This window comes from Halogeometricum pallidum JCM 14848, from assembly GCF_000337095.1.
Lineage (GTDB): Archaea > Halobacteriota > Halobacteria > Halobacteriales > Haloferacaceae > Halogeometricum > Halogeometricum pallidum.
The window spans coordinates 119,942-146,397 of the sequence record NZ_AOIV01000027.1 but is presented as its reverse complement, the minus strand read 5'-3'; the positions used below and the strand labels follow the sequence as shown (position 1 = coordinate 146,397).

Annotated in this window: 26 protein-coding genes; 16 read left to right on the top strand and 10 right to left on the bottom strand. The window is 68.8% G+C overall.

Annotation, left to right across the window (positions count from 1 at the left end; genetic code table 11):
* Positions 1–81 precede the first annotated feature (81 nt).
* The 8 genes from C474_RS12600 (at position 82) to C474_RS12565 (ending at position 9,956) form a co-directional block, all read left to right on the top strand.
* Positions 82–486 (top strand): NUDIX hydrolase, encoded by a 405-nt coding sequence (locus C474_RS12600; RefSeq protein WP_049916946.1) that lies wholly within the window; start codon positions 82–84, stop codon positions 484–486.
* Positions 483–2,741 (top strand): DNA mismatch repair endonuclease MutL, encoded by a 2,259-nt coding sequence (gene mutL / locus C474_RS12595; RefSeq protein WP_008387315.1) that lies wholly within the window; start codon positions 483–485, stop codon positions 2,739–2,741. The genes C474_RS12600 and mutL overlap by 4 nt, the downstream gene beginning before the upstream one ends.
* Before the next feature lie 66 nt (positions 2,742–2,807).
* The gene (gene kdgK1, locus C474_RS12590; RefSeq protein ID WP_008387313.1) at positions 2,808–3,767 is read left to right on the top strand and encodes a bifunctional 2-dehydro-3-deoxygluconokinase/2-dehydro-3-deoxygalactonokinase; all 960 of its coding nucleotides are present in this window, start codon (positions 2,808–2,810) and stop codon (positions 3,765–3,767) included.
* Between the two features lie 111 nt (positions 3,768–3,878).
* Positions 3,879–5,120, top strand: a complete 1,242-nt coding sequence (locus C474_RS12585) for a PGF-CTERM sorting domain-containing protein (RefSeq protein ID WP_008387311.1) — start codon at positions 3,879–3,881, stop codon at positions 5,118–5,120.
* Between the two features lie 95 nt (positions 5,121–5,215).
* Positions 5,216–6,622, top strand: coding sequence for a dihydrolipoyl dehydrogenase family protein (locus C474_RS12580; protein ID WP_008387309.1), 1,407 nt, complete (start codon positions 5,216–5,218; stop codon positions 6,620–6,622).
* A 161-nt stretch (positions 6,623–6,783) separates the two neighbouring features.
* A complete protein-coding gene (arcD, locus tag C474_RS12575) occupies positions 6,784–8,262 on the top strand; it encodes an arginine/ornithine antiporter ArcD (RefSeq protein WP_008387307.1) in 1,479 nt (492 codons plus the stop codon).
* 130 nt (positions 8,263–8,392) lie between these two features.
* The gene (locus tag C474_RS12570; RefSeq protein WP_008387305.1) at positions 8,393–9,208 is read left to right on the top strand and encodes a hypothetical protein; all 816 of its coding nucleotides are present in this window, start codon (positions 8,393–8,395) and stop codon (positions 9,206–9,208) included.
* Between the two features lie 55 nt (positions 9,209–9,263).
* Positions 9,264–9,956 carry a DUF6663 family protein gene (locus C474_RS12565; RefSeq protein WP_008387303.1) on the top strand — a complete coding sequence of 231 codons (693 nt, stop codon included), beginning with the start codon at positions 9,264–9,266 and terminating at the stop codon, positions 9,954–9,956.
* Between the two features lie 7 nt (positions 9,957–9,963).
* Here C474_RS12565 and C474_RS12560 read toward each other — a convergent pair whose 3' ends face one another.
* Positions 9,964–10,941, bottom strand: coding sequence for a C-terminal binding protein (locus tag C474_RS12560; protein ID WP_008387302.1), 978 nt, complete (start codon positions 10,939–10,941; stop codon positions 9,964–9,966).
* 247 nt (positions 10,942–11,188) lie between these two features.
* On the opposite strand from C474_RS12560, the gene C474_RS12555 reads away from it, so the two are divergent.
* The 3 genes from C474_RS12555 (at position 11,189) to C474_RS12545 (ending at position 14,007) form a co-directional block, all read left to right on the top strand.
* Positions 11,189–11,617 (top strand): CopG family ribbon-helix-helix protein, encoded by a 429-nt coding sequence (locus tag C474_RS12555; protein WP_008387301.1) that lies wholly within the window; start codon positions 11,189–11,191, stop codon positions 11,615–11,617.
* 87 nt (positions 11,618–11,704) lie between these two features.
* Positions 11,705–12,820 (top strand): hybrid sensor histidine kinase/response regulator, encoded by a 1,116-nt coding sequence (locus tag C474_RS12550; protein ID WP_008387300.1) that lies wholly within the window; start codon positions 11,705–11,707, stop codon positions 12,818–12,820.
* Positions 12,821–13,176: 356 nt separating this feature from the next.
* Positions 13,177–14,007, top strand: a complete 831-nt coding sequence (locus tag C474_RS12545) for a winged helix-turn-helix transcriptional regulator (RefSeq protein ID WP_008387299.1) — start codon at positions 13,177–13,179, stop codon at positions 14,005–14,007.
* A gap of 58 nt (positions 14,008–14,065) precedes the next feature.
* Here C474_RS12545 and C474_RS12540 read toward each other — a convergent pair whose 3' ends face one another.
* A complete protein-coding gene (locus C474_RS12540; protein ID WP_008387298.1) occupies positions 14,066–14,494 on the bottom strand; it encodes a DUF7575 domain-containing protein in 429 nt (142 codons plus the stop codon).
* 177 nt (positions 14,495–14,671) lie between these two features.
* On the opposite strand from C474_RS12540, the gene C474_RS12535 reads away from it, so the two are divergent.
* Positions 14,672–15,562 carry a ZIP family metal transporter gene (locus C474_RS12535; protein WP_008387297.1) on the top strand — a complete coding sequence of 297 codons (891 nt, stop codon included), beginning with the start codon at positions 14,672–14,674 and terminating at the stop codon, positions 15,560–15,562.
* A gap of 101 nt (positions 15,563–15,663) precedes the next feature.
* On the opposite strand, the gene C474_RS12530 is transcribed toward C474_RS12535, so the two are convergent.
* On the bottom strand, positions 15,664–15,846 hold the full coding sequence (locus C474_RS12530; protein WP_008387296.1) for a hypothetical protein: 183 nt from the start codon (positions 15,844–15,846) through the stop codon (positions 15,664–15,666).
* 102 nt (positions 15,847–15,948) lie between these two features.
* Between C474_RS12530 and C474_RS12525 the strand changes: the two genes are divergently transcribed.
* The 4 genes from C474_RS12525 to C474_RS12510 all read left to right on the top strand — a co-directional run bounded on the left by C474_RS12525 (position 15,949) and on the right by C474_RS12510 (position 21,063).
* Positions 15,949–17,022, top strand: coding sequence for an iron transporter (locus C474_RS12525; RefSeq protein ID WP_008387295.1), 1,074 nt, complete (start codon positions 15,949–15,951; stop codon positions 17,020–17,022).
* A gap of 715 nt (positions 17,023–17,737) precedes the next feature.
* The gene (locus tag C474_RS12520; protein ID WP_160166837.1) at positions 17,738–18,736 is read left to right on the top strand and encodes a thermonuclease family protein; all 999 of its coding nucleotides are present in this window, start codon (positions 17,738–17,740) and stop codon (positions 18,734–18,736) included.
* Positions 18,737–18,892: 156 nt separating this feature from the next.
* Positions 18,893–20,041: a multicopper oxidase domain-containing protein gene (locus C474_RS12515; protein ID WP_008387292.1), complete on the top strand. Its 1,149-nt coding sequence runs from the start codon at positions 18,893–18,895 to the stop codon at positions 20,039–20,041.
* Between the two features lie 2 nt (positions 20,042–20,043).
* A complete protein-coding gene (locus C474_RS12510; protein WP_008387290.1) occupies positions 20,044–21,063 on the top strand; it encodes a halocyanin domain-containing protein in 1,020 nt (339 codons plus the stop codon).
* A 54-nt stretch (positions 21,064–21,117) separates the two neighbouring features.
* Here the strand turns inward: C474_RS12510 and C474_RS12505 are convergent, their stop codons facing one another.
* The 7 genes from C474_RS12505 to C474_RS12480 all read right to left on the bottom strand — a co-directional run bounded on the left by C474_RS12505 (position 21,118) and on the right by C474_RS12480 (position 26,398).
* Positions 21,118–21,405, bottom strand: a complete 288-nt coding sequence (locus C474_RS12505; RefSeq protein WP_008387288.1) for an amphi-Trp domain-containing protein — start codon at positions 21,403–21,405, stop codon at positions 21,118–21,120.
* Positions 21,402–21,575 (bottom strand): hypothetical protein, encoded by a 174-nt coding sequence (locus tag C474_RS22640; protein ID WP_008387286.1) that lies wholly within the window; start codon positions 21,573–21,575, stop codon positions 21,402–21,404. The genes C474_RS12505 and C474_RS22640 overlap by 4 nt, the downstream gene beginning before the upstream one ends.
* Before the next feature lie 77 nt (positions 21,576–21,652).
* Positions 21,653–21,961, bottom strand: coding sequence for a DUF7552 domain-containing protein (locus tag C474_RS12500; protein WP_008387285.1), 309 nt, complete (start codon positions 21,959–21,961; stop codon positions 21,653–21,655).
* A gap of 180 nt (positions 21,962–22,141) precedes the next feature.
* Complete coding sequence (locus C474_RS12495) at positions 22,142–23,422, bottom strand: L-lactate MFS transporter (RefSeq protein ID WP_008387282.1); 1,281 nt, start codon at positions 23,420–23,422, stop codon at positions 22,142–22,144.
* 136 nt (positions 23,423–23,558) lie between these two features.
* Positions 23,559–24,641, bottom strand: coding sequence for an ABC transporter ATP-binding protein (locus C474_RS12490; RefSeq protein WP_008387280.1), 1,083 nt, complete (start codon positions 24,639–24,641; stop codon positions 23,559–23,561).
* 1 nt (position 24,642) lies between these two features.
* Complete coding sequence (locus C474_RS12485) at positions 24,643–25,449, bottom strand: ABC transporter permease (RefSeq protein WP_008387278.1); 807 nt, start codon at positions 25,447–25,449, stop codon at positions 24,643–24,645.
* Positions 25,424–26,398 carry an extracellular solute-binding protein gene (locus C474_RS12480; protein ID WP_008387275.1) on the bottom strand — a complete coding sequence of 325 codons (975 nt, stop codon included), beginning with the start codon at positions 26,396–26,398 and terminating at the stop codon, positions 25,424–25,426. Before C474_RS12480 ends, C474_RS12485 begins: the two co-directional genes overlap by 26 nt.
* Positions 26,399–26,456: the final 58 nt, after the last annotated feature.

The following is a 26,456-nucleotide window of genomic DNA, read 5'->3' as shown; positions in this document are numbered from 1 at the left end:
TAGATAGTCGGGGCCGGCAGACAGCCTCACGGCCTGATATCATGGCGAAACTACAAGGGCGACAACGCCGACTGTGTTACAATGACTGAGAGACCACTCCGGGCAACGGTGAGTCTTCGAGGAGTGCTGTTCGCTCCGAACGGCGACGTTCTCGTCGTCCAGCGAACGAGCGACGAGGGCTGGGAACTGCCGGGCGGCCGCCTCGGCGCTAGCGAGGATGCGAAGGAGGGCGTCAAACGCGAGATAGCGGAGGAGACGGGCTTAGAGGTGGACCTCGGACATCCCGTCCACGCAACTGCGTGGCGGAACGACGACGACAACGGGCGCTTCGGCGTCTACTACCACGGTATCGTCACCGAGCGGACGGTGTCGCTGAGCCACGAACACGCCGGGTACGAGTGGCTCTCGCCGCGGAAGGCGGAGCGTCGGTTGAGCGGTCCGCAGGGCGACGCCGTGAGCAACGCCTTGGAGGTGCACGACGAGTGAGCGACGGGGGCCGACCGACGATACGCGCCCTCGACGACCGGACCGTCCGCCAAATCGCCGCCGGTGAGGTGGTCGAACGACCCGCTTCGGTCGTCAAGGAACTCGTCGAGAACAGTCTCGACGCCGACGCCGACCGCGTCTCCGTCGCCGTCGACGCCGGCGGCATCGAGGGCGTCCGCGTCCGCGACGACGGCGTCGGAATGGCCCGCGACGACGTCGAGATGGCCGTCGAGGAACACACCACGAGCAAGATTTCCGACGTCTCGGACCTCGAATCCGGCGTCGGGACGCTCGGGTTCCGCGGGGAGGCGCTGCACACCATCGGCGCCGTCTCCCGCCTCACCGTCCGGTCGAAACCGCGCGGCGGCAAGAGCGCCGGGACCGAACTCCGCGTCGAGGGCGGCGAGGTGACCGACGTCCGCCCCGCCGGATGTCCGGAAGGCACCGTCGTCGAAGTCGAGGACCTCTTCTACAACACGCCGGCGCGCCGGAAGTTCCTGAAGACGACGGCGACGGAGTTCGACCACGTCAACACCGTCGCGACCCAGTACGCCCTCGCCAACCCGGACGTGGCGCTCTCCTTGGAGCACGACGACCGCGAGGTGTTCGCCACCGAGGGCCGCGGCAGTCTGGAGTCGACGGTCCTCTCGGTGTACGGGCGGGAGGTCGCGGAGTCGATGGTCCGCGTCGACCACGAACCCGACGCCGGCCCCGTCGAATCGGTGACGGGTCTCGTCAGCCACCCCGAGACGACCCGGAGCGCGCGCGATTACCTCTCGACGTTCGTCAACGACCGCTACGTGACCGCGCGCGTCCTCCGCGAGGCCGTCCTGGACGCCTACGGCGGCCAACTCGCGACCGACCGCTACCCGTTCGCCGTCCTGTTCGTCGAGGTGCCGCGGGAGACGGTCGACGTGAACGTGCACCCGCGAAAGATGGAGGTCAGATTCGACGACGAATCCGGCGTCAAGCGCGCCGTCGAGTCGGCCGTCGAGGACGCACTCTTGGAGCAGGGACTGGTCCGCTCGTCGGCGCCGCGGGGTCGCTCCGCGCCGGAGGAAGTAGAGCCCGAACCGGAGTCGCCGGAGACGGAGGCCCGCGGCGGGAAGGGACACAGCCCGCAGCCTCCGTCGTCGGACGCCGCGCCGAACCGGTCGCGGGTAACGGAACCCGGCGACGGAAACGGGGTCGGAGCGGCCGAACCCGAGCCGACGGAACCGACGGAGTCGGCGGAGAGAGCCGAATCGACCGAATCAGCGGTCGAACCCGTGGAAAACGACCTCCCCGACGGGGGCGGAGAGACCGACGTGACCGACGACGAGGCGTGGTCCGTCTCGGCCGGTCGGACGCGCTCGCGGCCCGAACGCGCATCGGGAACGCCGAGCGCGTCCGCCGGGGACGAACCGACGACATCGGAAGCGGCGACCGAGACGTCGGCGGCGACCGAAGACGAGTCGACGGCGGCCGAGGCGACGCAGTCGTCGCTGGAGGGCGCGTCGGCCGACGAGGCTGCGACGAGCGAAGCGGGAGCGACGGGCGGAGACGGCCCCCGAGACGAGCGCCAGCGGCGACTCGGCGCGCCGACGGTCCAGCGCGACCTGGCGGGAGAGGCGGCGACGCTGAACCCCGAGTTCGACTCGCTGCCGTCGATGCGCGTGCTCGGTCAACTGCACGACACCTACGTCGTCGCGGAGACGGCCGACGGGATGGTCCTCGTCGACCAGCACGCCGCCGACGAGCGGGTGAACTACGAGCGACTGCGGGCGCGACTCGCCGGCGACGTGGCGACGCAGGCGCTGGCCGACCCGGTCGAGGTGGAACTCACCGCGCGCGAGGCGGCGCTATTCGAGGAGTACCGCGAGGCGCTCTCGGAGGTCGGATTCCGGGCCGAACGGACCGACGAACGAACCGTCGAGGTGCGAAGCGTCCCGGCCGTGTTCGCGGAGGCGCTCCGACCCGAACTCCTGCGCGACGCGCTGACCGCGTTCGTGAGCGAGGGGGAGTCGGGCGGCCGGGAGACGGTCGACGCCGTCGCGGACGAACTGCTGGCGGACCTCGCGTGTTACCCGTCCGTGACGGGCAACACCTCGCTGACCGAGGGGTCGGTCGTGGACCTGCTCTCGGCGCTCGACGACTGCGAGAACCCCTACGCCTGCCCGCACGGCCGGCCCGTCGTCATCGAACTGAGCAACGACGAGATAGCCGACCGATTCGAGCGGGACTACCCGGGTCACGGCGGGCGACGGGCGGAGTGACCGGACTCCCCCGCCGTCGCCGGCGGACCGGCCGGACTTATGTGCCGGGTCGCTGAAGCAGGAGATATGACCGACATCGTAACCTTCGGGGAGACGATGCTACGCCTCTCGCCGCCCCGCGGCGAGCGGTTGGAACGGACGCGAGCGCTGGACGTCCACGCGGGCGGCGCGGAGAGCAACGTCGCCGTCACGGCGTCCCGACTGGGCGTCGACGCCGTCTGGCTCTCGAAGCTCCCGGACTCGCCGCTGGGTCGCCGCGTCGTCTCGGAACTGCGGAGCCACGGCGTGCGTACGGGCGTCGCGTGGGCGGACCCCGAGGCGACGCGGATGGGGACCTACTACGTCGAACACGGCGGGTCGCCGCGCGGGACGAACGTCATCTACGACCGTTCTGACGCCGCCGTGACGACGGCGAAGCCGTCCGAACTGCCGAACGGCGCGGTGCGGAACGCCGGCCTGTTCTACACCAGCGGAATCACCCCCGCGCTCTCCCCGACGCTGGCGGAGACGACGGAGTCGCTGCTGGAGACGGCGACGGCCGCCGACACGACGACGGCGTTCGACCTGAACTACCGGTCGAAGCTGTGGACGCCCGCGGAGGCCGGCGAGACGTACCGGTCGCTGCTCCCGAACGTCGACGTGCTGGTGGGGGCCGAACGCGACATCGCGTCCTGTCTCGGCCGCGACGGCGACCCGGCGAACGTCGCGCGGGAGTTAGCCGCAGAGTACGACTTAGAGACAGTGGTCGTGACGCTGAGCGAGGAGGGGTCGCTCGCGTACCGCAACGGCGAACTGTACGAGCAGGGCGTCTACGAATCGGAGACGTTCGACGCCATCGGCACCGGCGACGCGTTCGTCGGCGGGTTCCTCACGAAGCGACTCCAGGGCGGCGACGTGCCCGAGTCGCTGGCCTACGGCGCGGCGGCGGCGTCGTTGAAGCGGACCGTCGACGGCGACCTGGCCGTCGTCACGCCCGCGGAAGTCGACGCCGTCGTCGAGGAGGACGCGGACGATATCTCGCGGTAGCGACCTTCAGCGCCCCCGATTTCGTGCGGCGACCGCCGATAGATAGCTATTCTTGAAATTAATTAGAAGCCAAAAGATATTCTACGGTGAATTTCTATAGCATCGACTACGATGAAACGCACAGTCGCAGTGTTCGCAGCGATGCTCGTCGTCGCCGCCGTCGTCCCCGCGTCAGGGGCGGCGGCCGCGACGCAGGAACAGAACGACGCGTACGCCGGAACGCACGTCGCGTTCGACGCGCGGGCGGACGCCGTCGCCAACTACACGGTCGGCGGAGTGACGGTGTTCGACTCGCTCCGCGTCGAATCCGCCGGGTCCGGAGACTCGGGCGGGTCGACTGAGGGCGGCCTCGGCACCGACGTCGGCGCCTCGCTATCGACGGCGGCGGACGTCTCCGGGTCGGCCGTCTCCCTCTCCACGTCCGCGAACGCCGAGGCGGCGGCGACGGTGACCGCCGAGAGCGGTGCGACGCTTCGCGTCCACGACACGCCGAACGGGAACCTCGTCGTCGCCAGCGACGACGGGTCGCAGGTGCTCCGCGCGAACGTCAGCGACGGCGCGACGGCGTCCGCGGAGGGCGACTCGCGCGTCGTCGTCGAGAGCGAGAACGCGACGGGCGTCTTCGTCGCCGTCGGTAACGCCTCCGTGACGACGAGCGACGACGGCGACGTCGTCGCCCGCGTCGGCGAGGACGGGCGTATCGTCCTCCGCGCCTACAACGAAGGCGAGGAACGAACCGAGAGTGACCGCGAGGCGGAGGAACTCATCGCCGACGGTACGGCGACGGCGGAACTCTACCTCTCCGGCGAGGCGGGCGAAGAGTCCGCGAGCGTCGTCCGCTACGACGGGAACACGACGGTAACCGTCGCCGAACGCTCCGCCGAGAGCGCGACGTTCGCCGTCGAACGCTCGGTCGATGAGGGCGCCGTCGTCCTCGCCTCCGTCTCCGGCGCGGCGGCGAACGCGAGCGACTCGCTCGACGTGACCGTCGACGGCGAGGCGGCCGCGCGGGTCGAATCCGCGAGCGAACTCCGGACCGCCGCGAACGGCGGCGACCGGCCGGCGTACGCAGTCGCCGACGGCGGCGCCGAGGCCGACGCGTCGACGGACGTGTACGTCGCGCTCAACCACTTCTCCGAGCGGACCGTGACGATGCGGTCGGCGGGGGACGCGTCGTCGACGACGACGGCTGAAACCACGGACGACGCCGCCACCACCGAGACGACGGCCGCGGACGGCGAGAGCGAGGGCGAGACCGGAACCGAAACCGCGTCCTCGATGCCCGGATTCGGCGCGACGGCGACGCTCCTCGCCCTCGCGGGCGCCGCACTGATCGCCGCGCGGCGTCGATAGTCGCCGGCGAGAGCACAGCGAAGAGTCGACCGGTGCAGTCGGTCGATTTCTGAGGAACCCCGAACGACTATTCCTCCGCGGTCCTCCTATCGGATATGACGCACGTGGTCATCGTCGGCGCCTACGGAAGTGCGGGCGTCGCCGCCGCCGAGGGACTCCTCGACGCCGTCGGCTCCGAGATAGACCGGTTGACGCTCGTCGACGACGGCGAACCCGGCGGCGGCCTCTGCATCCTCCGAGGCTGTATGCCGTCGAAAGAGGTGCTATCGGCCGCCGAACACCGCTACCAGGCCCGCCACGACCACCGCCTGCGCGGCGACCCGCCGGAGATAGACCTCGACGCGGTCGTTAAGACGAAGGACGAACACATCTCGAACTTCGCGGCGCACCGCCGCGAGGCGGTTCGGGAGATGACCGAAATCGACGGCGTCGAGTTCCGCCACGAGACGGCGCGGTTCGCGGGCGACCGAACGCTCCGCGTGGGCGACGACGAAATCGAGGCCGACCACGTGGTCGTCGCCACCGGGTCGACGCCGAACGTGCCCGACGTTCCCGGCCTCGACTCGGTCGATTACCGCACCAGCGCCGACGTGTTGGACGCGACCGACCTGCCCGACTCCGGCGTCGTGATGGGGTTCGGTTACGTCGGTCTCGAACTCGTCCCCTACCTCGCGGAGGCGGGCGTGGACCTCACCGTGGTCGAACACGACGAACGGCCGTTGGACGAGGCCGACCCCGTCTTCGGCGACGAGATACTCTCGCTGTACCGCGAGGAGTTCGACGTGGAGGTGCGCACGGAAACGACCGAGAAACGCGTCGAACGGACCGACGACGGGGTTCGGATGCACGTCGACGGGCCGGACGGGTCAGATACGCTCGACGCCGAGTCGCTGTTTTGCTTCACCGGCCGTCGACCCGCGTTGGACGGCCTCGGACTGGCGGAGACGGGCGTCGACCCCGACCTCGACGAGGAGTGGGTTCGGGACACGATGCGGACGCGGGGGAACGACCGGGTGTACGTCGTCGGCGACGCGAACGGGAGAGAGCCGATACTGCACGTGGCCAAAGAGCAGGGGCAGGTGGCGGCCGAGAACGTCCTCGCCGCCGAACGAGGCGAGAGAGCGAGGGCGTACGAGAACGTCCACCACCACGTCGTCTTCTCGGGGGCGGCCGTCTACCCGTACGCGCGCGTCGGTCACTCCGAAGCGTCGGCCGAGGAGGCGGGTCTCGACCACGTCGCCGTTCACCGCGAGGCGGCCCGGGACGGCGTGTTCAAGACGAAATTGGCGCCCCGGGGGCGGGCGACGCTCGTCGTCGGGACGGACGGCACCGTCCTCGGTTATCAGGGACTACACTACCACGCCGACGTGATGGCGAAGACGATGCAGGTGGTCGTGGAGAAGGGGATGGACGTGCGCGAGGTACCCGACAGGGCGTACCACCCGACGACGCCGGAGATACTCGACGGGCTACTCCGACTCGCCGCGGAGCGACTGGAGTAAGGGACCGACGCGCGCCGCGCCGGGGCGGCCGACGGCGTCGGTCGTCGCGAGTCGTCCTCGTGAGATACGTGGTCGCGTGTGACGGGGAACCACGAGAAAGAATGCCTATGGGGCATAGATACGACGAGTACAAATGCTTCATTCGCATATCTGCCGTCGTAATGGCGACACTATCGTTCGAGCCGCTGACGTACGAGGATATCCCGGCGGAGGTGCGCCCGTCCGTCGGGCAGGCCCTCGTCCCCATCGCCGGAATGCTCGTCTTCCTCAGCGTCGGCGCCATCGCCCTGGACCTCGACCCTCAGATACCGCTGCTGTTCGGAATCGCCTTCACCGGTCTCGTGGGTCGGTACTGGTACGGCGTGTCGTGGGAGTCGATGTACGAGGGCGTCGTCGACGGCCTCCGGATGGGCATGCAGGCGATACTCATCATCTTCGTCATCTACATGCTCATCTCGACGTGGACGGGCGCGGGAACCATCCCCTCGCTCATCTACTACGGGCTCGAACTCCTGACTCCGCAAGTGTTCCTGCCCGTGGCTACGATTCTCGCCGCCGTCGTCGCGTTCGCCATCGGGTCGTCGTGGACGACGGCCGGGACCCTCGGCGTCGCGTTCATCGGTATCGGCGCGGGCCTCGGCGTCCCCGAACCGATGACCGCCGGCGCCGTCCTGACCGGCGCGTACACCGGCGACAAGGTCTCGCCGCTGTCGGACACGACGAACCTCGCGGCGGCCGTGACGAACACCGACCTGATGACGCACGTGCGGACGATGCGCGTCGGGACGGGCATCGCGATGCTGATTTCGCTCGGTCTGTACACCTACCTCGGCTTCGCCGCGACGGGACAGATTCCGCCGGGCCGCATCGCCGAGATACAGTCCGCCATCTCGAGTGCGTACGTCGTCTCGCCGCTGACGTTCGCCCCCCTCGTGCTGACGTTCGCGCTGGCCATCCGCGGCTACCCCGCCCTGCCCGCCATCACATCGGGCGTGTTCGCGGGCGTGGCGACGCAGATTCTCGTGCAGGGACCGCGCTCCGTCGAGGGCGTCGTCGCCGCGATGGAGGTGGCGCAGTCGGGCACGACGGCGGACACGGGAGTTGAACTGGTGAACGGGCTGCTGTCGTCGGGCGGTCTCATCGGCTCCTCGTGGACGATCACCGTCGTCGTCGCCGCCCTCTCGCTGGGCGGCATCCTCGAACGGACGGGCGTCCTCGCCGTCGTCGCCCACCGCCTCGGCCAGTCTATCCGCAGCGTCGGCGGTCTGACCGTCGGCACGGCGCTCTCGGCGTTCGGGATGAACGTCCTCGCCGCCGAGCAGTACATGAGCATCGTCGTCCCCGGCATGAGCCTCCGCGGCCTCTACGACGACTTCGGCCTCGACAGCAGGAACCTCTCCAGAGCGGTCGAGGCGTCGGGGACGACGACGAGCGCACTCGTCCCGTGGAACGCCGGCGGCGTCTACATGGCGACGGTGCTCGGCGTGCCGACGCTTCAGTACGCGCCGTACTACTTCCTCGGCTTCCTCTCGCCCGCCATCCTCATCATCATGGGCGTGACGGGGTGGCGCATCACGAAGCAGTCCGAGGAGACGACGGCGGGTCTCAAGGGCGCGGTGAAGTCGCTCGGCGACGACTGAACACTGAACGCCTCCCGGCCGCGACCCGCTCGTCCGGACGCGCTCGGACGGTGGGTCTCTCCCGCCCCCTCGCAGTCGGTGAGGTGCGGCGAAGCGACACGTATTTGTGACACAGAAGTAACGTGTTTGCGTGCCCTCCAGATACGACCGCGCGACCGAGGTGACGGTCGGGTCGCTCCGCCTCGCCGCGGTTCCCGTCGCCGCGACGGTGCTCTCCTTTTCGAAAATCGCTCGCGCGCTCGAAACCGATAGCGTCGGCGGTGTCGTGTTCCCGTTCCCGTCGGGACTGCCGACCCTGTGGACGTACGTCTCCCTGCCGAACGGGCCGGCCGGCGGCGCGGGGGGCGCGCCTCTCGGCGGTCCACTCTCCGTCCCCCTGTTCGTCGTCGCGTTCCTCTCCGGCCTGCTGCTCACGTCCGCGCTCGAAGCCGGCTTCCTCGGGTCGCTGTCGCGGCAAATCGACGGGTCGCGCCCGTCGTTCGTCGAGAGTGCCCGGCGCTTCACCCTCCGAATCGCTGGTGCGAACCTCCTCCGGGCGGCCCTCGTGTTCGCCGCGCTTCCGTTGCTCGTCGTCCCGCCGGTGGCTCTCGCCGTCGTCCTCGTCGTCTCGTATCTCACCTACGGGCTCTCGTTCGTCGTGGTCGTCCGCGACGAACGTCTCTCCGAGGCGATAGCGACCACGCTCGGCCTCGCCCTCGGCGGCGGGTCGTACGCGGCGTACGGACTCGCGCACCTGTTGGTCGGCGCCGCCTGCTCGCTCCTCCTCACCGGTCTCGTCCTGAACGGGGGTCCCGTCGGCATCGTCGTCGGCGCCGCCGTCGTCGCCGTCCCGTGCGTGTTCGTCGCCGCGTACGGACTGCTCGTGGTCCGGGACCTCACCGAGGGCGAGGCACGCGCGGCGGTTCGGGGAACGCGCCCGCGGGCGCCGCCGGGCGGGACGGAGTGACCGCTCGCCCCGCCGAAACCGCCCGTCTTTTCTCGATTCGACCGGAAGCGGTGGCATGGATCTGACAACCGAGGGTCGCTACCGCGTCCTCGGACGCCCCCGCGACCCCGACGAACTCCTCCTCGTGGAACTGTCCGCGGACGCCTCGACCGCGGACGCCCCGACCGCGGGCGGAGAAGGACCGGACGGCGCGGCGCCTCCCGACGAGTCGTACGACCCGACGTACGTCGACGCGACGGGCTACGAGGGCGAACTCGCCGCGACGGTCGACTCGCTCGCCGCGGGCAACGTCGTCGACGCCGACCTGACGTGGCGCGACGGCGACCCGCGGTTCGAGGACGTCTCGGTCGTCGCCGAGACGACGTTCACCTTCGCCGACGGCGTCACCGGGATGTTCGAGGCGGCCAAGCAGGCGTGGATGGTCGCGGAGGCGGAGAACGAGGGGATGAACGGCCGCGTCACCCGCAACACCGACGGCGACCCGAACGGCGCGCTGTACGTCTTCGCCAAGCAGTCCGGCGCGCGCGACCTGTTTGAAGAGTTCCGCGACGGCGTCACGCCGTTGGAACCGCTCGTCCGCCGGGTCGACGTGGGCGAGGGAAGCGTCGACGTGCCGCCGGAGTCCGAGCAACCGCGCGAAGTGTTCGTGCTGCGACCGCTGGACGAACCGTTCCTCGCCGTCTACATCGTCTTCGACCGCGACGGGATGTTGGCGAAGACGGTGCGCGACACGTACGTCCGGGACTGAGCGGGACTCAGTCCCAGTCGGGGTCGACGGCGTGTATCGGCGTCTCACCCGTCAGCACGCGGCGCACGTCCGCGGCGGCCGTCTCGTTCACCTCGGCGCTCGCCTCCCGCGAGTACCACGCGGTGTGGGAGGTGACGACGGCGTCCGCGCGGTCCCTGAGCGGCGACGCCGAGGGGAGGGGTTCGGACTCGAACACGTCGAGGGCCGCGCAGTCTATCTCGCCGGCGTCGAGGGCGTCCACGAGGGCGTCCTCGTCGACGACGGCCCCGCGACCGGTGTTGACGAGGACGCTGTCTTCGCGCATCCGCTCGAACGCCGCGGCGTCGAACATGCCGCGCGTCTCGTCGGTCGCGGGCGCGTTGACGACGACGTAGTGGGACCGCTCCAACAGCGTCTCGAAATCGACGAGGTCGACGTCGAGAGCGCCGTCGAGGTCGTCGGAGTCGAGGTACGGGTCGTAGGTCACCGCGTCGAGGCCGAACCCGGAGACCATCTCGGCGGTCCGACGGGCGATGGCGCCGAAGGAGACGAACCCTATCGTCCGCCCGTCAAGGCGGTGTATCTCGTTGCCGGCCGAACCGGCGTTCGGCCACTCGCCCGCGCCGATGCGCTCGTCCACCTCGGGAACGGCCCGGACTGCCGACAACAGCAGTGCGACGGTGTGGGTCGCCACCTCGTCGGTGCAGTAGCCGGGGACGTTCGTGACGACGACGCCGCGTTCCTCGGCCGCCGCCACGGCGATGTTGTCGAAGCCGACGGCGGCGCGGGCGACCGCCGACAGGTTCAGTGCGTCGAGGGCCTCGGCGGTGACGGGCGTGGCGATGTCGGTGATGACGGCGTCGGCGTCGACGCGCCGGCAGGCGTCGACGAGGCGTTCGGTCGAACCGAGTTCCGCGAGGGTCACCTCGGCGACGCCGTTGAGCGTCTCGCGGAGGATGTCCGGGCGAACCATGTGGTAGTCGCTGGCGACGACTTGGGAGGTCATCTCGGCCGGCGATTCTCCCCCGCGGGACTTAGTTCTGCGTTGAATTCCGAAGAAACGAGAGGAAACGAACTCGTACGTTCGAATACACGACGAACGACGGGGAGGAATACGCAGAGACGAACATCGAATATCGTCCGTACCCCGAGCGTCGGGAACGTCCGGGGTACCGCGGTTACGGCACTGCGCGAGTCGGAACGGTGCGGCCTCGATAACAGAGCTTAATATGATTTCGGCGTTGAGTTAATACATGACCGTTGTCAGCGTCTCCATGCCGGAGGAACTGCTGGAGCGAATCGACACGTTCGCAGAGGAACACGGCTACACGGGACGGAGCGAAGTCGTCCGCGAGGCGGCGCGGAACCTCCTCGGGGAGTTCGAGGACAAGCGACTCGAAGACCGGCGTCTGATGGCCGTCGTCACCGTCATCTTCGACTACGAGACGACCAGCGTCGAAGAGCGGATGATGAAACTGCGCCACGAGTACGAGGGGTTCGTCGCCTCGAACTTCCACAGCCACGTCGGCGAGCACTACTGCATGGAACTGTTCGTCCTCGAAGGACAGTTGGAGGACATCTCCACGTTCGTCGGAAGGATTCGCGCGACGAAGGATACTCTCAGCGTCGACTACTCGGTGATGCCCGTCGACGACTTCACCGCCATCACAGCGAGGGACTGAGACGGCGGCGAACGGCGGAGTCCCGGACCGCCGCCCGCCGCGGACGAACGGCGCGAGACTTTTGTACTCGTTCGCCATCGATGACATATGGAGAGACGGGTGCGGGTGCTGTTCGTCGAGGGTGACGACGATCCGACGCCGGTGTCGGCGGAGCGACTCGCGGACCGGGCCGGGTTCGAGATAGAACGGGCCGCCGGGTGGACGGCCGCCGAACGCGACGCCGAGGCGTACGACTGCGTCGTGACGAACTACGCGCTGGCCGACGGGGACGGGGTCGAGGTGGTGCGAGCGGTTCGCGCCGCTGCGCCGCGGCTACCGGTGGTACTGTACACGGCCGTCGGCGACGAGCGAACGGTGCGGGAGGCCCTGCACGCCGGCGCGGCGGACTACGTCATCGCCGGCGAGGTCGACGACCGATCTGACGGCGGGACCGATGAATCGATGGGGGGAGCGGACACGGGGGCAGGCGGGGTCGCGGAACGAGAGGTGGCGACGCTCGAAGGCCGCGTCCGCGCGGCCGTCTCCGAGTCCGGTCGCACCGCCGAGAGACTTACCCCGACCGAGCGGGTGGCCGAGTTGGAGGCGCTCGACCGACTCTTCCGGCACGACATCCGCAACGACATGGCCGTCATCGTCGGGTGGGCGGACGTCCTCCGCGACCACGTCTCAGAGGGCGGCGAGGACATCCTCGACAGAATTCTCGACAACGGCCGGCACACGCTGGAACTGACCGACGTGGCGGGCGACGCGGCGGCGACCGTCACCGACGAGGCGGCCACCGCCGTCGAACCGACCGACCTCGGCGAGGCGCTTCGGAAGGCGGTGCAGTCGCGGCGCGAGACGTTCCCCGGAGTGACCATCGAACTCGACGCGGTGCCGGCGTGCCGCGTCGCCGCCAACCACCTCCTCGGGTCGGTGTTCCGGAGTTTGCTGAACGAGGCGGTGTCGAACTACCGCGGCGACGCCCCCGCGCTTCGCGTCTCGGCCGAACGCGACGGCGACACCGTTCGCGTCCGCGTGGCGGACGCCGACCCGGACGGCGAGGGCGTCCGCGCGGAACCGGCGTTCGGGACGGGAACCGACCTCGAACGCTCCGACGCCGGCATCGACCGGTATCTCGTCGAACGACTCGTGGACGCCTACGGCGGAGACGTGAAAGTTGACGACGGCGCGTTCGTCGTCGAACTGCGCGTATCGGGCTAACCTCGAGGTAAGCGAGATGCCGACCGGAGGGTTAGCTAAGAGTCTTTTAATAGCCGGGAGTAGAGACAGTCGCCAGTGCGACCGGGTCCTGCCGATACGGACCCCCACTGCGAAGCGTCACTGTGTCGTCTGGCACACGAGAGCGTTCGACACGGCGGGACTCGCATCCACCGTTCATCCGACACCGCGCGAACGCGCGGTGTCTCCCCCCCTTTCGGTGGATGCGACGGCGACGCGCCTTCACTGGCGCACCCCCATCCATCCCCCCTCCGCCACGTTCCGCCGCGCGGCGCTTTTCCCGACACCACGAACGACGAGAGAAATCGTTATCAGTCGGGCTGGCAGATGGGCTGACGATGAGCGACCGAGAACCGCCGCTTCGGGCCGTCCTCGACGGGGCGACCATCGTCGGGAAAAAGTGGCATCCGGCCGTCGTCTACTCGCTGGTGGCTGACGGGCCGGCGGGGTTCTCCGAACTCGAACGCCGACTGGACGTCTCCTCGAAGGTACTCAACGAGACGCTCGCCGACCTCACGGAGTCCGGCGTCGTCGAACGACGCGAACTACAGGAGCGACCGCTCCGCGTCGAGTACGCCCCGACCGAGGCGGGGAGCGCCCTCTCCGAGGTGCTGTTGGACTTGGGCCGGTGGTCCGAGCGTTACCATGCCGACGGCGTGCCCGTCGTGTTGGTCGTCGACGACGATGCGCGCCTGACTGAACTGTACGCGTCGATGCTGGAAGGCTACGAGGTCCGCGCCGCCAACGACGGGAGCGAGGGGCTCGCGATGGTCGACGACTCCGTGGACGTGGTGCTCCTCGACCGAAAGATGCCCGAAGTCGCCGGCGAACGGGTCGCCCGCCGCATCGCCGAGGAGTACCCGTCGGTCCAGGTGGTGCTGCTCGCGTCGGACCGACTGGACGAGGCGGCGCTGACCGTCCCGTTCGACCGCTACCTTCGGAAGCCGGTGACGGCGACGGGGCTGACGGAGACGGTCGAGGACCTGTTGACGCCGCGCGAGGAGACGGTCCGCCGATATCTCTCGGCGCTCGCGAAGACCGCCGCGTTCAACGGCGACAGGGACATCGACGCCTATCAGGAACTCGTGCGACGGCGCGACGAGTTGGCCGACGAACTACAAGACCCCGAGGGCGTCGCCGCCGACGCCGGACTCGACGCCGGGGAGTGACGCGAGGACGGATGCGGTCGAAGGGCCGGAGAGAAACAGGTCAGAGAGACGAAGAAATTTACTCGCGCGCGTCCGGGTTGGAGCCGTCAGGGGGCGAGGCGACCCGAACGTCGTCGAGTTCGCTCGTACACCAGGGGCAGAAGTCGATGTCGCCGTCGAGTTCCTTCCCGCAGTGCGGGCAGTGCGTGACGGTCCCGTCCGCGCCGGCGGTGCGACGCGCCGCCTCGTTCTGCGCGCGGGCGAGGAAGTAGGCGTCGAACAGGCTGGCGAAGCCGACGACGAGTACCGGCAGGACCGGTTCGACGGGTCCCGTCCCCTCGTAGAACGCCTGGAGTGCGGTCGGGTCGACGACCAGCAGCGACGTGGCGAACGAGAGAGTGATCCACCCGACCGCCCGTTTCCACCGGCGGAGGTAGACGTGCCCGGCGCCCGTGACCAACCCGAGAAGGGCGGCGAGCCACGGACGCTTCTGCGAGTTCCGCTCCATGCGGAAGAGTGAACGTTCGGTCAGGATAACTCTTGTGGGGTCGTTCTGACGGCCGAACGGCGCGAATCCCGAGGAAGGGCCGACCGACCGCGTCCCGTCGCACCCGCTACAGTTTTACGTTTCTCCGAGACACAGATAGAGTATGTCTACTTTCGCGGTCTCCGGAGGATATCGAGCGTGGCGTCCGTAGAACAGGCGTTCGTCGACCTGGTCGGAACGAACCCCGTGATACAGGGACTCGCGGGCGGCGTCGTCATCGCCGGGATGAATCTGCTCGGGGCGATGCTGGTGTTAGTGTGGCGGAACCCGACCGAACGCGCGCTGGACGGCGCGTTGGGCGTCGCCGCCGGCGTGATGCTGTCTGCGAGTTTCACGAGTCTGTTGCTGCCCGGCATCGAGTTCGCCTCCGACCCCTCGTACCGCCCCTTCGCGGTCGGCGGGTTCGAGTTTTCCGGCATCGTCCCGGTGCTCGTCGGGTTCGTCCTCGGCGTCGCCCTCCTCGACCAAGCCGAACACTGGGTTCGGTACGTCGGCCCCCTCGTCAGCGGGCGGTTGTCCGAACGCGCCGAGACCGACGGCGGGATGAAGCGGGCCGAGGAGATGGCGCGGGACGCCGACTCGCGCGTCCTCGGCGTCTTGCTGTTCACCGTCGCCATCACGCTCCACAACATGCCCGAGGGGCTGGCCGTCGGCGTCGGATTCGGGTCGGGCGACGTGAGCAACGCCATCGCCCTCATGCTCGCCATCGGCATCCAGAACATCCCCGAAGGGTTAGCCGTCTCGGTCGCGGCCATCAACGCCGGGATGGGCCGGCGGTACTACGCCGCCGTCGCCGGCATCCGCGCGGGCGCCGTGGAGATACCGCTGGCGGTTCTCGGCGCGTGGGCCGTCGTCATCGCCGCCCCCGTCCTTCCGTACGCGATGGGGTTCGCCGCCGGCGGAATGCTGTACGTCATCGGCGACGAGATAATCCCCGAGACGCACATGCACGGCCACGAACGACTCGCGACGCTCGGAATGATGGCCGGCGCCGCCGTCATGCTAACGCTCGACGTGGTGCTCGGATAGCCGGGCGCGCGTCGAACTCGGCAGCCGTTTCCGAGAGTAACGCCCGCGAACGGACGTGCCGACGCGCCCGTGTACGCGTACGCGATACTCGCCGGCCGGGGTCACTCCGACTCGGATGCGAACGTGGCGAACGGGTACACCAGACCGACGGCGAGGAGGAGACAGCACACCGCGGCGACGCCCAACAGCGGGTTCCCCGTCACCACGCCGACGCCGACGGGCAGCAGCGAGAACCCCGCCCCCGCGACCTTCCAATCCAGATGCGACCGATTCGGCGCGTCCATGCGGCGAGTCGGCGAGCGACGGACAAGAGTCTGTCTCCGGAAGACGCGAACGTTCGCAGAGTGCACCAGAACTGGTATCCGCGCTGAATCGCTCTCTCGGATATGAAACGACGACGGTTTCTCGCCGTTGCGGGGGCCGCGACGGCCGGCGCGGTCGGCGGGTGTCTCGGCGGGTCGGACCTGTTCGAGACGAAGCGGGCGTCGACGGGGGCGGGCGGCGAACCGCCCCTCGTCGAGAACCGCCCGGACGCCGTCTACGCCCCGACGCACGTCGAGGGGATGAAGACGGCCGGGACGACCGACGTGGGCGACCTGCGGGCGGGCGTGGCGTACTCGTACCCGCACCGCTTCTGGGTCGTCGAGAAGGAGGAGGACGGCGCGTTCGTCGCGAGGGAGACGGCGATAATCGAGGCGGACAGCGTCCACCTGATGGCGTCGGTGTGGGATCCCGAGACGGGGCGCGTGGTTCCGAACACCGGCCTCTCGCTGGAGATATCGAAGGGAGGGGAACTCGTGAGCCAGGAGGTCATCTACCCGATGCTCTCACAGCGGATGGGTGTCCACTACGGCGCGAACTTCCCGCTGGACGGCGACGGCGCGTACGACGTAGCGGTGAGCGTCGGCGGCGTCGACGCGAACCGCTTCGGGGCTTACGAGGGGAAGTTCGGCACCCCCGCTGAGGGCGCCGTCGGCTTCGAGTTCTCCGCGCGGGCGCTGAACGACGTCAGCTACCGGATGCTCGACGACCGGAAGGGCGAACGCGGCGCGGTGGAGCCCATGGAGATGGAGGCGATACCGGTCGGTCGAGCGCCGGAGCGACTCCCCGGCACCGCACTCGGACGCGGGAGCACGGGCGACGCGGTGTTCCTCGCGTCCATCGTGGAGGCCGCGCGGTTCGGCGAGGACCCGTACCTCGCCGTCTCGCCGCGGACGCCGTACAACCGGCTGGCGATACCGGGGATGGCGCTCGGCGCTTCCGCCGACGGCGGCGCGTCGTTCTCGGGGTCGCTGGCGGCGGGGTTGGACCCCGAACTCGGCTTTCACTACGGCGCCCCGGCCCCCGGTCTGACCGGGTCGGAGACGCTCGAAATTACGGTCGACGTTCCCCCGCAGGTCGCCCGACACGAGGGCTACGAAACGGCGTTTCTCGACATGCCGCCGGTCACACTGACGTAGGTCGTACCAAGGTTGGACAGAACGAAACGGCGGGAGCGCCCGAAACCTCTCTCTGGACGCCCTAGACGCGCCGTCCGCGGTTGAGATGTGATCGTCCGCGCACGCGCGGCGGAGGCGCCGCGGAGGAATCGACACAGAGTTGAGAAAATGCCGTCGAACGGCTCGTACTATCCGTTTTCGAGCCGCGCGCGGATTTCGCGCGCGACGCCGCGTGGCGACTTTTTTGACCACTGGTTGTGACCTTACTGCACGGACAGAATAAGTGAAACGAGTTCGGAATGAAGTTCGTAACCGGGGGTCAAACGGATCGGTCGGCGGGAGATCCGGTCGGGAGAACTCGCTCGAAGTCTACTCCACCCGACCCGTTAATCCCGCCTTCACGGAGGGAGATCTGAAACATCACTGACCGGATAGGACTGCCGACCGGGCCGAACAACCGGTCCTGGCCGTTCCGGTCGCCCGAGCGGAAGTTTCGTCCTAACACTCGTATTCGCGGGAGTTAGCCGCTTACAACCGCGGTTAAAATAGTAGTAAATAGAGAAACTCACGGTGACACGATATTATACCGCGGAGAATTATGCTGAATTATATGTCCTGTGATGGAGTGATTTCAAACAGAATGTCCCGGCTGGCAACACTCCTGGTCGCCCTCCTACTCGTCACGGCGGGCTGCACCGCTGCGGGTACGCAATCGGCACCCTCCGACGGCGATATCGTGAGGAGCAACGAATCGGTGGACAGTTCGACGGCCGAATCGACGCGCGAAGAGGCCGCCGCCTCGGCGGTCTCCGCGACGGCGACGGACGTCCGGTCCGCCACCGCCCCCGCGGCCGACGCGGGTGAAGAGACGGCGACGGACGACAGTGCGGAAACGGAGACGCAGTCGAGCGACGACACCTCGTCCGATTCGAGCGGCGAGTCGGCGGCGTCTGCCGACGACGACTCGTCGGACTCCTCCAGTTCAGACGCTTCCGTCTCGGACACCTCCGCTTCGGACGACGACGAATCGGACGCGAACACCGACGATTCGACTGCCGGCGACGCCTCGACGGCCGACACGGACGGCGACGCGTCCGAGAGCGGACCGACCACCGACGACGAGACGGCGACTGCGTCGTCCGCGTCCGCGAACGAGACCGCTTCGACCGAGGAGCGGACCGAGTGGAACGTGACGGTCACGACGGTCGCTGACGGCGACAGCCTCCTCGTGGAGTTCCCCGACGGCCACCTCGAAAAGGTTGACCTCGTCGGCGTCGACGCCCCCGACGGCGACTACTCCGAGGACGACTACCTCGGCATGGCCACCGAAGACGGCGGCGAGGCCTGGCTGAACGACTGGGGCGGCAAAGCGACCGGCTTCGTGAGCGGCGAAGTCGAGGGACGAGAGGTGAGAATCTACGTCGACTCGGTCGCCGACCGTCGCGACGACTCCGGTACCCTCCAGGTGTACGTCGACGACGGCGACACCGCCACGCTCAACGCCGACCTCATCGAACGCGGCTACGCGGAAGTCGCCGACTATCCCTTCTCGAAGCAAGAGGAGTTCAAGCAGGAAGAGGAGAACGCTTACCAGGGCTACGACGGCCTCTGGCGCTTCTACGAACCAGACCCGCTCGCCGGTCTCCCCGACGCGGACGAGGAGACCGAGACGGCAACCGAGACCGAGGTTGCGACCGAAACCGCGACCGAGACTCCGACGAACGCGAGCGCCTGAAGGCGCGAGCCGCTCTCGACCGATTTCTGTTTTCGCGCGCGACACGCCGGCGAGCGGCGTCGCCGTTCGAGTCGTGCGTGAGTTTCTCAGACAGTATTCTCGCCGAATGGGAGTTACCGCTATCCGATATGTACCGTCCGAAACAACGAGAGAGTGATGAAGGGTGAAATCGGTGCTCCCGGGGACGGAATCTCGCGACGACAGTTCCTCGCCGCGACGGGATCGACGGGCGTGGCCGCCACGGCCGGCTGTCTGACCAGTTCGACGCCGACGGTCACGAACGTGGACCCGGCGGGGTCCGCGGCGCAGGTCGCAAGCGACCTGCCGACGACCGGTCGCCCGGAAGTGGTCGACCTTGAAGAGCGAGACAATCACGTGACGCTGAAGACGGTGAACGCGGTGCACCACGTGCACCCCGGCGAGACGATGAACGGGCCCATCACGCTCCCCGTCGTGTGGGCGTGGCAGGCCGACGACGGGACCCCCTCGGTCCCGGGGCCCATCCTCCGCACCACGGAGGGCCAGGAGTTCAGCGTCACCCTCGACAACACGGGGATGGACATGCCGCACACGTTCCACGTCCACGGCCTGCGGAAGACGTGGGAGAACGACGGCGTGCCGACGACGACGGGCGTCACCGTCGAACCCGGCGAAAAGCACACCTACGAGTTCACGGCGAACGTGGCGGGCACGCACCTGTACCACTGCCACTACCAGACGCCGCGGCACATGGACATGGGGATGTACGGCGTCCTGCGGGTCGAACCCGAGGGATACGAGCGCGCCGACAAGGAGTACTACATGACCGTCAAGGAGTGGGACACTCGCCTCTCGCGGCAGTACGGGGGCGAGGACGCAGCCTACGACATCACCAACCGACAGATGGACACGTTCACCATCAACGGCAAGTCCGCGCCGGCGACGTTCCACCCCGAGACGGGGTCGCCCGTCGTCGTGGACCCGGGCGACACGGTCCGCATCCACTGGGTGAACGGCGGGTTCCACTCGCACCCGTTGCACGTGCACAACCACCGCTTCCGCGTCGTCGAGAAGGACGGGTCGCCGATTCCGGAGGCGATGCAGATAGAACAGGACGTGGTGAACGTCGCGCCCGCGGAGCGCTACACGGTCGAGTTCGAGGCGGACGCCGACCCCGGCATCTACCTCGTTCACTGCCACAAAGTCGACCACGTGCGCAACGGGTCGTCGTACCCCGGCGGGATGCTCTCGGCCGTCGTCTACACGCCCGTCATGGACACCGACCTGTTCAAGCAGGTGATGGCGTACGCGGGGTACGAGGCGTAGCCATGACCGACTGCACGCGACGGGACGTGCTCGCCGGTACCGGCGCGCTGGTGGGGGCCGGACTCGTCGGAGGGCCTCTCCTCGCGCGTCCGGTCAGCGCCGCTGAGGAGACCGACCTGACCGAGTGGTTCGCCAAGACCGACGGCGCCGACGCCGTCGTCGACGCCACCGGTCAAACGGAGGTGAGCGTGGAGGTTGGCGCCCCGGGCAACGGCGGCGACTTCGGGTTCTCGCCGCCCGTCGTCCGCGTCGACCCCGGAACGACCGTGACCTGGGAGTGGACGGGCAACGGCGGTAGCCACAACGTCGTCGCCGAAGACGGGTCGTTCGAGTCCGACTACCACTCCGAGGCGGGGGCGACGTTCTCCGCCGAGGCGCCCGAGTCGGGCGTCGTTTCGTACGCCTGCGCGCCCCACTCGGCGATGGGGATGCGGGGTGCACTCGTCGTCGGCGACGCCGCGGTGACGCTCCCCGGCGGACCCGGGGGCGAAGGCGGGTCCGGCGCCGGCGGCGATGGAGGGGGTGACGCGGAGAACCCCTCCTTCGACGGCTGGTTGGACGGCACGGACAACTACGACGGCGTCGCGGACCGCCGCGGCGAGTCGGAGGTGACGGTGAAGGTGGGCGCGATGGGCAACGGCGGAGAGTTCGCCTTCGAACCGGCCGCAATACGCGTAGACCCCGGCACGACCGTCGTCTGGGAGTGGGTCGGCACGGCCGGAGCCTACGACGTGGTCGACGACACGGTGGGCTACGCGAGCGAGCAGGTCCGCGGCACAGGCCACGAGTTCGCCCTCGCCTTCGACGGCGACGGCCTCTCGAAGTACGGGTGCACGAACTACGGCGACCGCGGGATGCGCGGCGTCGTCCTCGTCGGCGAGGGACCGGTGGACGTGCTCACGCCGACGGGCGTCGCCGCCGTCACCGGGGCGACCGGACTGCTCGCGGTGGTCGGAGCCGCCGGGCTCAGACTCCACTTGCAGACGTCGTCACAGTACGACCCGGACGCCGACGCCCGCTGAGCGGTACGGCCCGGCGTCGGTTCGCGTCGGTCGGCAGAAGAAGAATCGGTGCGTTCAGTCGACGTCGGGGGCCTTCTCGTCGGTCCGGCCCGGCAGTTCTATCTCGATTTCGAGTTCGGGTTCGCCGACGCCCTCGTAGTCTATCTCCACTCCGACGGGCTCGCCGAAGGAGAAGGGAAGCTCCCACTCGTCGGTCGAGAGGGTGAGTTCGTCGCCGTCGCGGAGTTGCTCGCCGAGTGCGACGAGGAACTCCCCGGCCTCGCGCGCGTCGAGGCGGAACTCCTGCTCGAAGTCGCGCCCCGAGCGAATCACGGTCCGTTCGGCGTCCGTCTCGTCGCTCATCGTTCCTCGCTCACGGAGACGGACAGGTCGGTGGCTATCCACCCGTCGGCGTTCCCCGATTCGAGGAAGACCGACCGGCCGGGACGGCTCTCGCAGACGGACACCTGCGGCGTAGCGACCGATTCGGACTTCGGCGAACTCTCCTCGGACGGTCGTCGTTCGACGCTCATCACGAGTGTTTAGGTGGGCCTAAAGTGAAAAAGGAAGCGGTTCGAGTCGGGCGGGACGGGACGGGAGAACAGCGCGGTCACCGAGCGTTGGAACCGGGGCTCGTCCGCCCGCCGCGAGCGTCCGCTCGGCTCCGGCTACCCCCGCCGACGTGCTGACAGACGACGAGGTCGTAGAAGCGCAGTTGCGGGTCGTAGCGGCGGAGCACCGCGCGGTACTGTTCGGTCGCCCGCGCGGCGGTCCGCGCGACGGCGCGGGTCTCGAAGCGCTCGCCCGCGACCGGAATCGGCCGCTCGCCGGTGCGTCCGCAGACGACGGCGAACTCCCCGTCGTCGCCCGCCAGCGCCTCGATATGTTCGCGTATCTCGATCAGCGTCGTTCCCGCCATCGGGACGCTACCTCCGCCCCGTCTCGGAACGTCGCGTCGGTCCCGCTCCGTCCGTCGCTTCGCCGGGCATGCTGTTTAGGCTAGCCTAAAACAACAAAACGTTTTCGTCCGGGCGGTCCGTGACCGATGAAGGGCGGAGCCGACGGGAGGGGAGACGAGTGCTCCGGATGGTCCGCCGGGTCAGTCGCTCACGGTGGGTTCGTTCGTCCGATTCGACGACTTGACGCGTCCGATGCGCCATCGGAGGACGAGCACCGTGACGAGTCCGACGACGAGGGCGGCGTTCATCACGTACAGTGCGCTGGTGTAGTTGCCCGTCGCTTCGAGGACGAACGAGGCGAGTTGCGGGCCGGCGACGCCGGCGAAGCCCCACGCGGTGAGGGCGTAGCCGTGAATCGCGCTGACCTCGTCGGTGCCGAAGAGGTCGCTGAGGTACGCCGGGAGACAGGCGAATCCGCCGCCGTAGCAGGTGATGACGAGGAACATGACCGCCGCGAGCGTCCAGACGGCGGTAATCTGCGGCATCACGAAGAAGGCGACGATCTGAATGGCCATGAACGCCCCGTACGTGGTCGTCCGACCGATGTAATCGGAGAGCGTCGACCAGAAGATGCGACCGCCGCCGTTGAAGATGCCGATGTAGCCGGTGATGAACGCCGCGGTCGTCGCCGTCGCACCGCCGACCTGTTGGAGCATGGGCGAGGCGAACGCGAGCAGCATGATGCCCGCGGAGACGTTGATGAAGATGATGAGCCACACCATCCAGAAGCGCGGCGTCGTGCGCGCCTGCGCCGCGGTGAGGTTATCCAGTCCCGACAGCGCGCTCTTGGCTTTCTCGTGGGCGTTCTCCTCGCCCTCCATCCCCTCCGGGAGCCACCCCTCCGGCGGCTTCGCGAGGTAACTCGCGCCGAGCGACATCAGGACGAAGTACAGCACGCCGAGGGCGAAGAACGTCGTCGCGACGCCGACGCTCTGGATCAGATAGTTCCCGAGCGGACCGGTCAGAAGCGCGCCGGCGCCGAATCCCATGACCGCGAGGCCCGTCGCCATCCCGCGGCGGTCGGGGAACCACTCGACGAGGGTCCCGATGGGGGAGATGTAGCCGAGTCCGAGCCCCATCCCGCCGACCACGCCGAACGTGGCGAGAAACAGCGGGAGGCTCCCGATGAGGACGCTGACCCCCGAGCCGACCATCCCGAGACCGTACAGGACGGCCGCGGCCAACCCGGCCAGCCGCGGGCCGTACTCCTCGACGTACTTGCCGAGGAAGGCGGCGGTGATTCCGAGCACGAAGATGGCGATGGAGAACGCGAGCGTCACGCTCGAGGTTCCCCACCCCTGCGTCTCGTTCAGGGGTATCTGATAGATGCTGTACGCGTAGATGCTCCCGATGGACAGGTGAATCGCGACCGCCGAGAGCGCGATGAGCCACCGGTTCTTGTCCGCCGACGTTCGAGACACGCTCTACAGTCACAATTTGTCATTTCAAAAGTCTGCTGGCAGTTCTCCAAATTATACTGAAAATGTTGGGATATAATTTTGTCGCTCGAAAGAGGATAGTTCACAGAAGTCGGTCCGGGAGACGGCGACCGGCGCCTCACCGAATCAGGTGAATCGCCGCGGGCGGGACGACGGCCTCCACGGCGGCGCCGTCGCGTATCCCCGCCCGTTCGAAGCGGTGCGGCGTCGCCCGCGCCGTCAGCGGAACGGGGGCGTCGCGGAGGTCGACGACGACCCGGTAGCCGTCTCCCTCGTTCAACCACCGGCGGACAGTCCCCCTGAGGACGTTCCCGCCGTCGCCGGAGTCGGCTTCCCCGATGCGCGCGTCGCCCGGCGATCCGAGTCGGACGCGCGAGGGGCGGACGCACGCCGTGACGTCGTCACCAACTGACGAATCCGCCGAAGCCGCCGCCCGGAGTCGGAGGTCACCCACGCGAAGACGGACGACGGCGTCCTCGGAGTCGCCTCCCTCACCCCGCCGTGTCACCGTCGCGTCGAACAGGTTGTCGGTGCCGGTGAACCGGGCGACGAACTCGCTGTCCGGACGGTCGAGCACGTCCTCGGGCGACCCCACCTGCTCGACCGTTCCGTCGCGAAGGATGGCGATTCGGTCGCCGAGCGCCGTCGCGGTGCGCTGGTCGTGCGTGACGTAGACGACGGGGATGTCGAGCGAGTCGAACAGGTCGTGGAGTTCGTCGCGGAGGCGGTTGCGGATGGGGGCGTCGAGGCTCGACAGCGGTTCGTCCAACAGCAACGCGCCCGGGTCGGCGGCGAGGGTGCGAGCGAGGGCGACGCGCTGTCGCTCCCCGCCCGAGAGCGCCGCCGGCTTGCGGTCCAGCGCGTCGCGTATCTCGAGGAGGTCCGCGAGTGTCTCGACGGCGTCGCCGTCGTCCGCCGCGTAGGCGACGTTCTCGCGGGCGGTCATGTGGGGGAACAGCGCGCCGTCCTGAAACACCAGCCCCGTGCGGCGTCGCTCCGGCGGCACTCCGTCGAGTCGCGCGCCGTCGAGCGCGATACGCCCCGCGTCGGGCGAGAGGATGCCCGCGACCAGGGAGAGCAGCGTCGTCTTCCCGCTCCCCGAGGGGCCGAGCACGCAGAGCACCTCCGAGTCGACGGCGAGGTCCGCCGGCCCGAACGCGAACCCGGCGTAGGACTTCCGCAGTCCGGTCAGTTCCAACATTTCACTCCAAGGGATTCGTGCCGAGGGCGTTCAGCGCGACGAGCGTGGCGACGGCGACGCCGAGGAGGACGACGGCGACGGGGAAGGCGTTCTCCAGTCCGAGCGTCGAGAAGGAGACCCATATCTGGACCGGCATCGTCCGCGGGTAGTACGCGAGCATGATGGTCGCGCCGAACTCGCCCATCGAACGGGCGAACGCGAGGGTGATGCCGGCGACGACGCCCGGCCACGCGAGCGGGAGCGTCACGCGCCGGACCGTCGAGAGGCGGCTCTTCCCGAGCGACCGCGAGGCGTGCTCTAAGCTCCGGTCGACGCCCTCGAACGCCGACTTGGCGGTGACGACGACGAACGGCGAGGCGACGAACGTCTGGGCCAACACGACGCCGGCGAGCGAGCGGGTGAGGGGGACGCCGACCGACTCGCCGAGGTCACCGAGGAAGGTGCCGGGGCCGACGACGGTGAGAAGCACCATGCCGCTGACGACGGGCGGGAGGACGAGCGGCAGAACCACCACGGCGGTGACGAGCGTCGCGGGACGCCCGTCGGCCCGCGCCAGCCAGTAGGCGAGGGGAAGGCCGAAGACGGTGGCGACTGCGGCGCTCGCTGTCGAGGCGAGAAGCGACGTGGTCGCCGCGGAGACGACGGCGGGGCTGGACAGGCGGCCGAGGACGGCCGCGGGCGACTGGCTGACCAGGAGCGACAGCAGGGGGACGAGATAGTAACACAGCAGCACCGCGCCGAGGAGGAGCGTGGCTGACAGCCAGTCAAACCGGCCGGCGGCGTCAATCCGCGACGGCGTCGGGAACATCTCCGGTGTACCGCGGGTACTCGTCGGGGATAACGAACCCGAAATCGGTCAGGTAGTCGCCGGAGACGTGCGCGTCGAACACCGCTCGGGTCGCGGGCGAGTGGTGCCGGAGCGTCGACCCGTAGCTGATGAGTCCCCCTTCGACCACCTTGCCGGTCGGCAGTTCGTAGTCGGCCGTCGCGTACGCCTCGGCGCGCGCGGGGTCGCTCAGGTCCACCGCGGGCGGGAGTTCGACGTAGTCGTAGCCGCGTTCGACGGCCATGTTTCGGTACGTGAACGCGGCGTCTATCGCCCCCGTCTCGAACTGGCTGACGAGTTGCGTCTCCGGGTATATCTGGTCCGTCCGGGGAATCGCCTCCCGGAGGTTCTCCTCGGTGCCGTAGTGGTCGGTGGCGAGTTCGAGGGCGAACAGTGTCCGGTAGCCGAGGGGGTCGAGGTCCGGGTCGGTCCGGCCGAGCGACACCGCCCCGGCGAGAAGCGGCCGGTACCAGCCCTCGGTGCCGGCGTCAGCGACGCGTCGGCCCCCTTCGGTGTCGGCGTTGTAGGCGACGACGACGGAGTTCGTGGCGAACTCGGTGTACCAGTCGGGACGGAGCGGCGAGTCGAACAGCGCCACGTCCGCGACGGAGACGATATCGGGGTCCTTCTGTCCGTCGGCGACGAGGCGTGCGACGCGGGCGGAGCCGTGCGCTTCCACCTCCACCGTCGCGTCGACGGCGGGCTTGAGTCCGTTCTCAAGGGCGTTGTTCAGACTCCCGGCCGCGAGCATCGACACCGCTTCCGACCCGCCGCCGCCCGCCCCGCCGGCCGCCGCGTCCTCATCGCCGGCACCGCTCGTTCCCTCGCCGGTGTAACCGAGGACACGAGTACAACCGGCGAGGCCGCTCATCGCCGTCGCCGCGCCCGCGAGGACGGCGCGACGGCGGACCGACGAGTCAGCGTCAGGCATGGACTCAAAGAGAGTCGTTCGACCAATAAGGCTATCTCAAACGGTTCTGTTTGAGTTT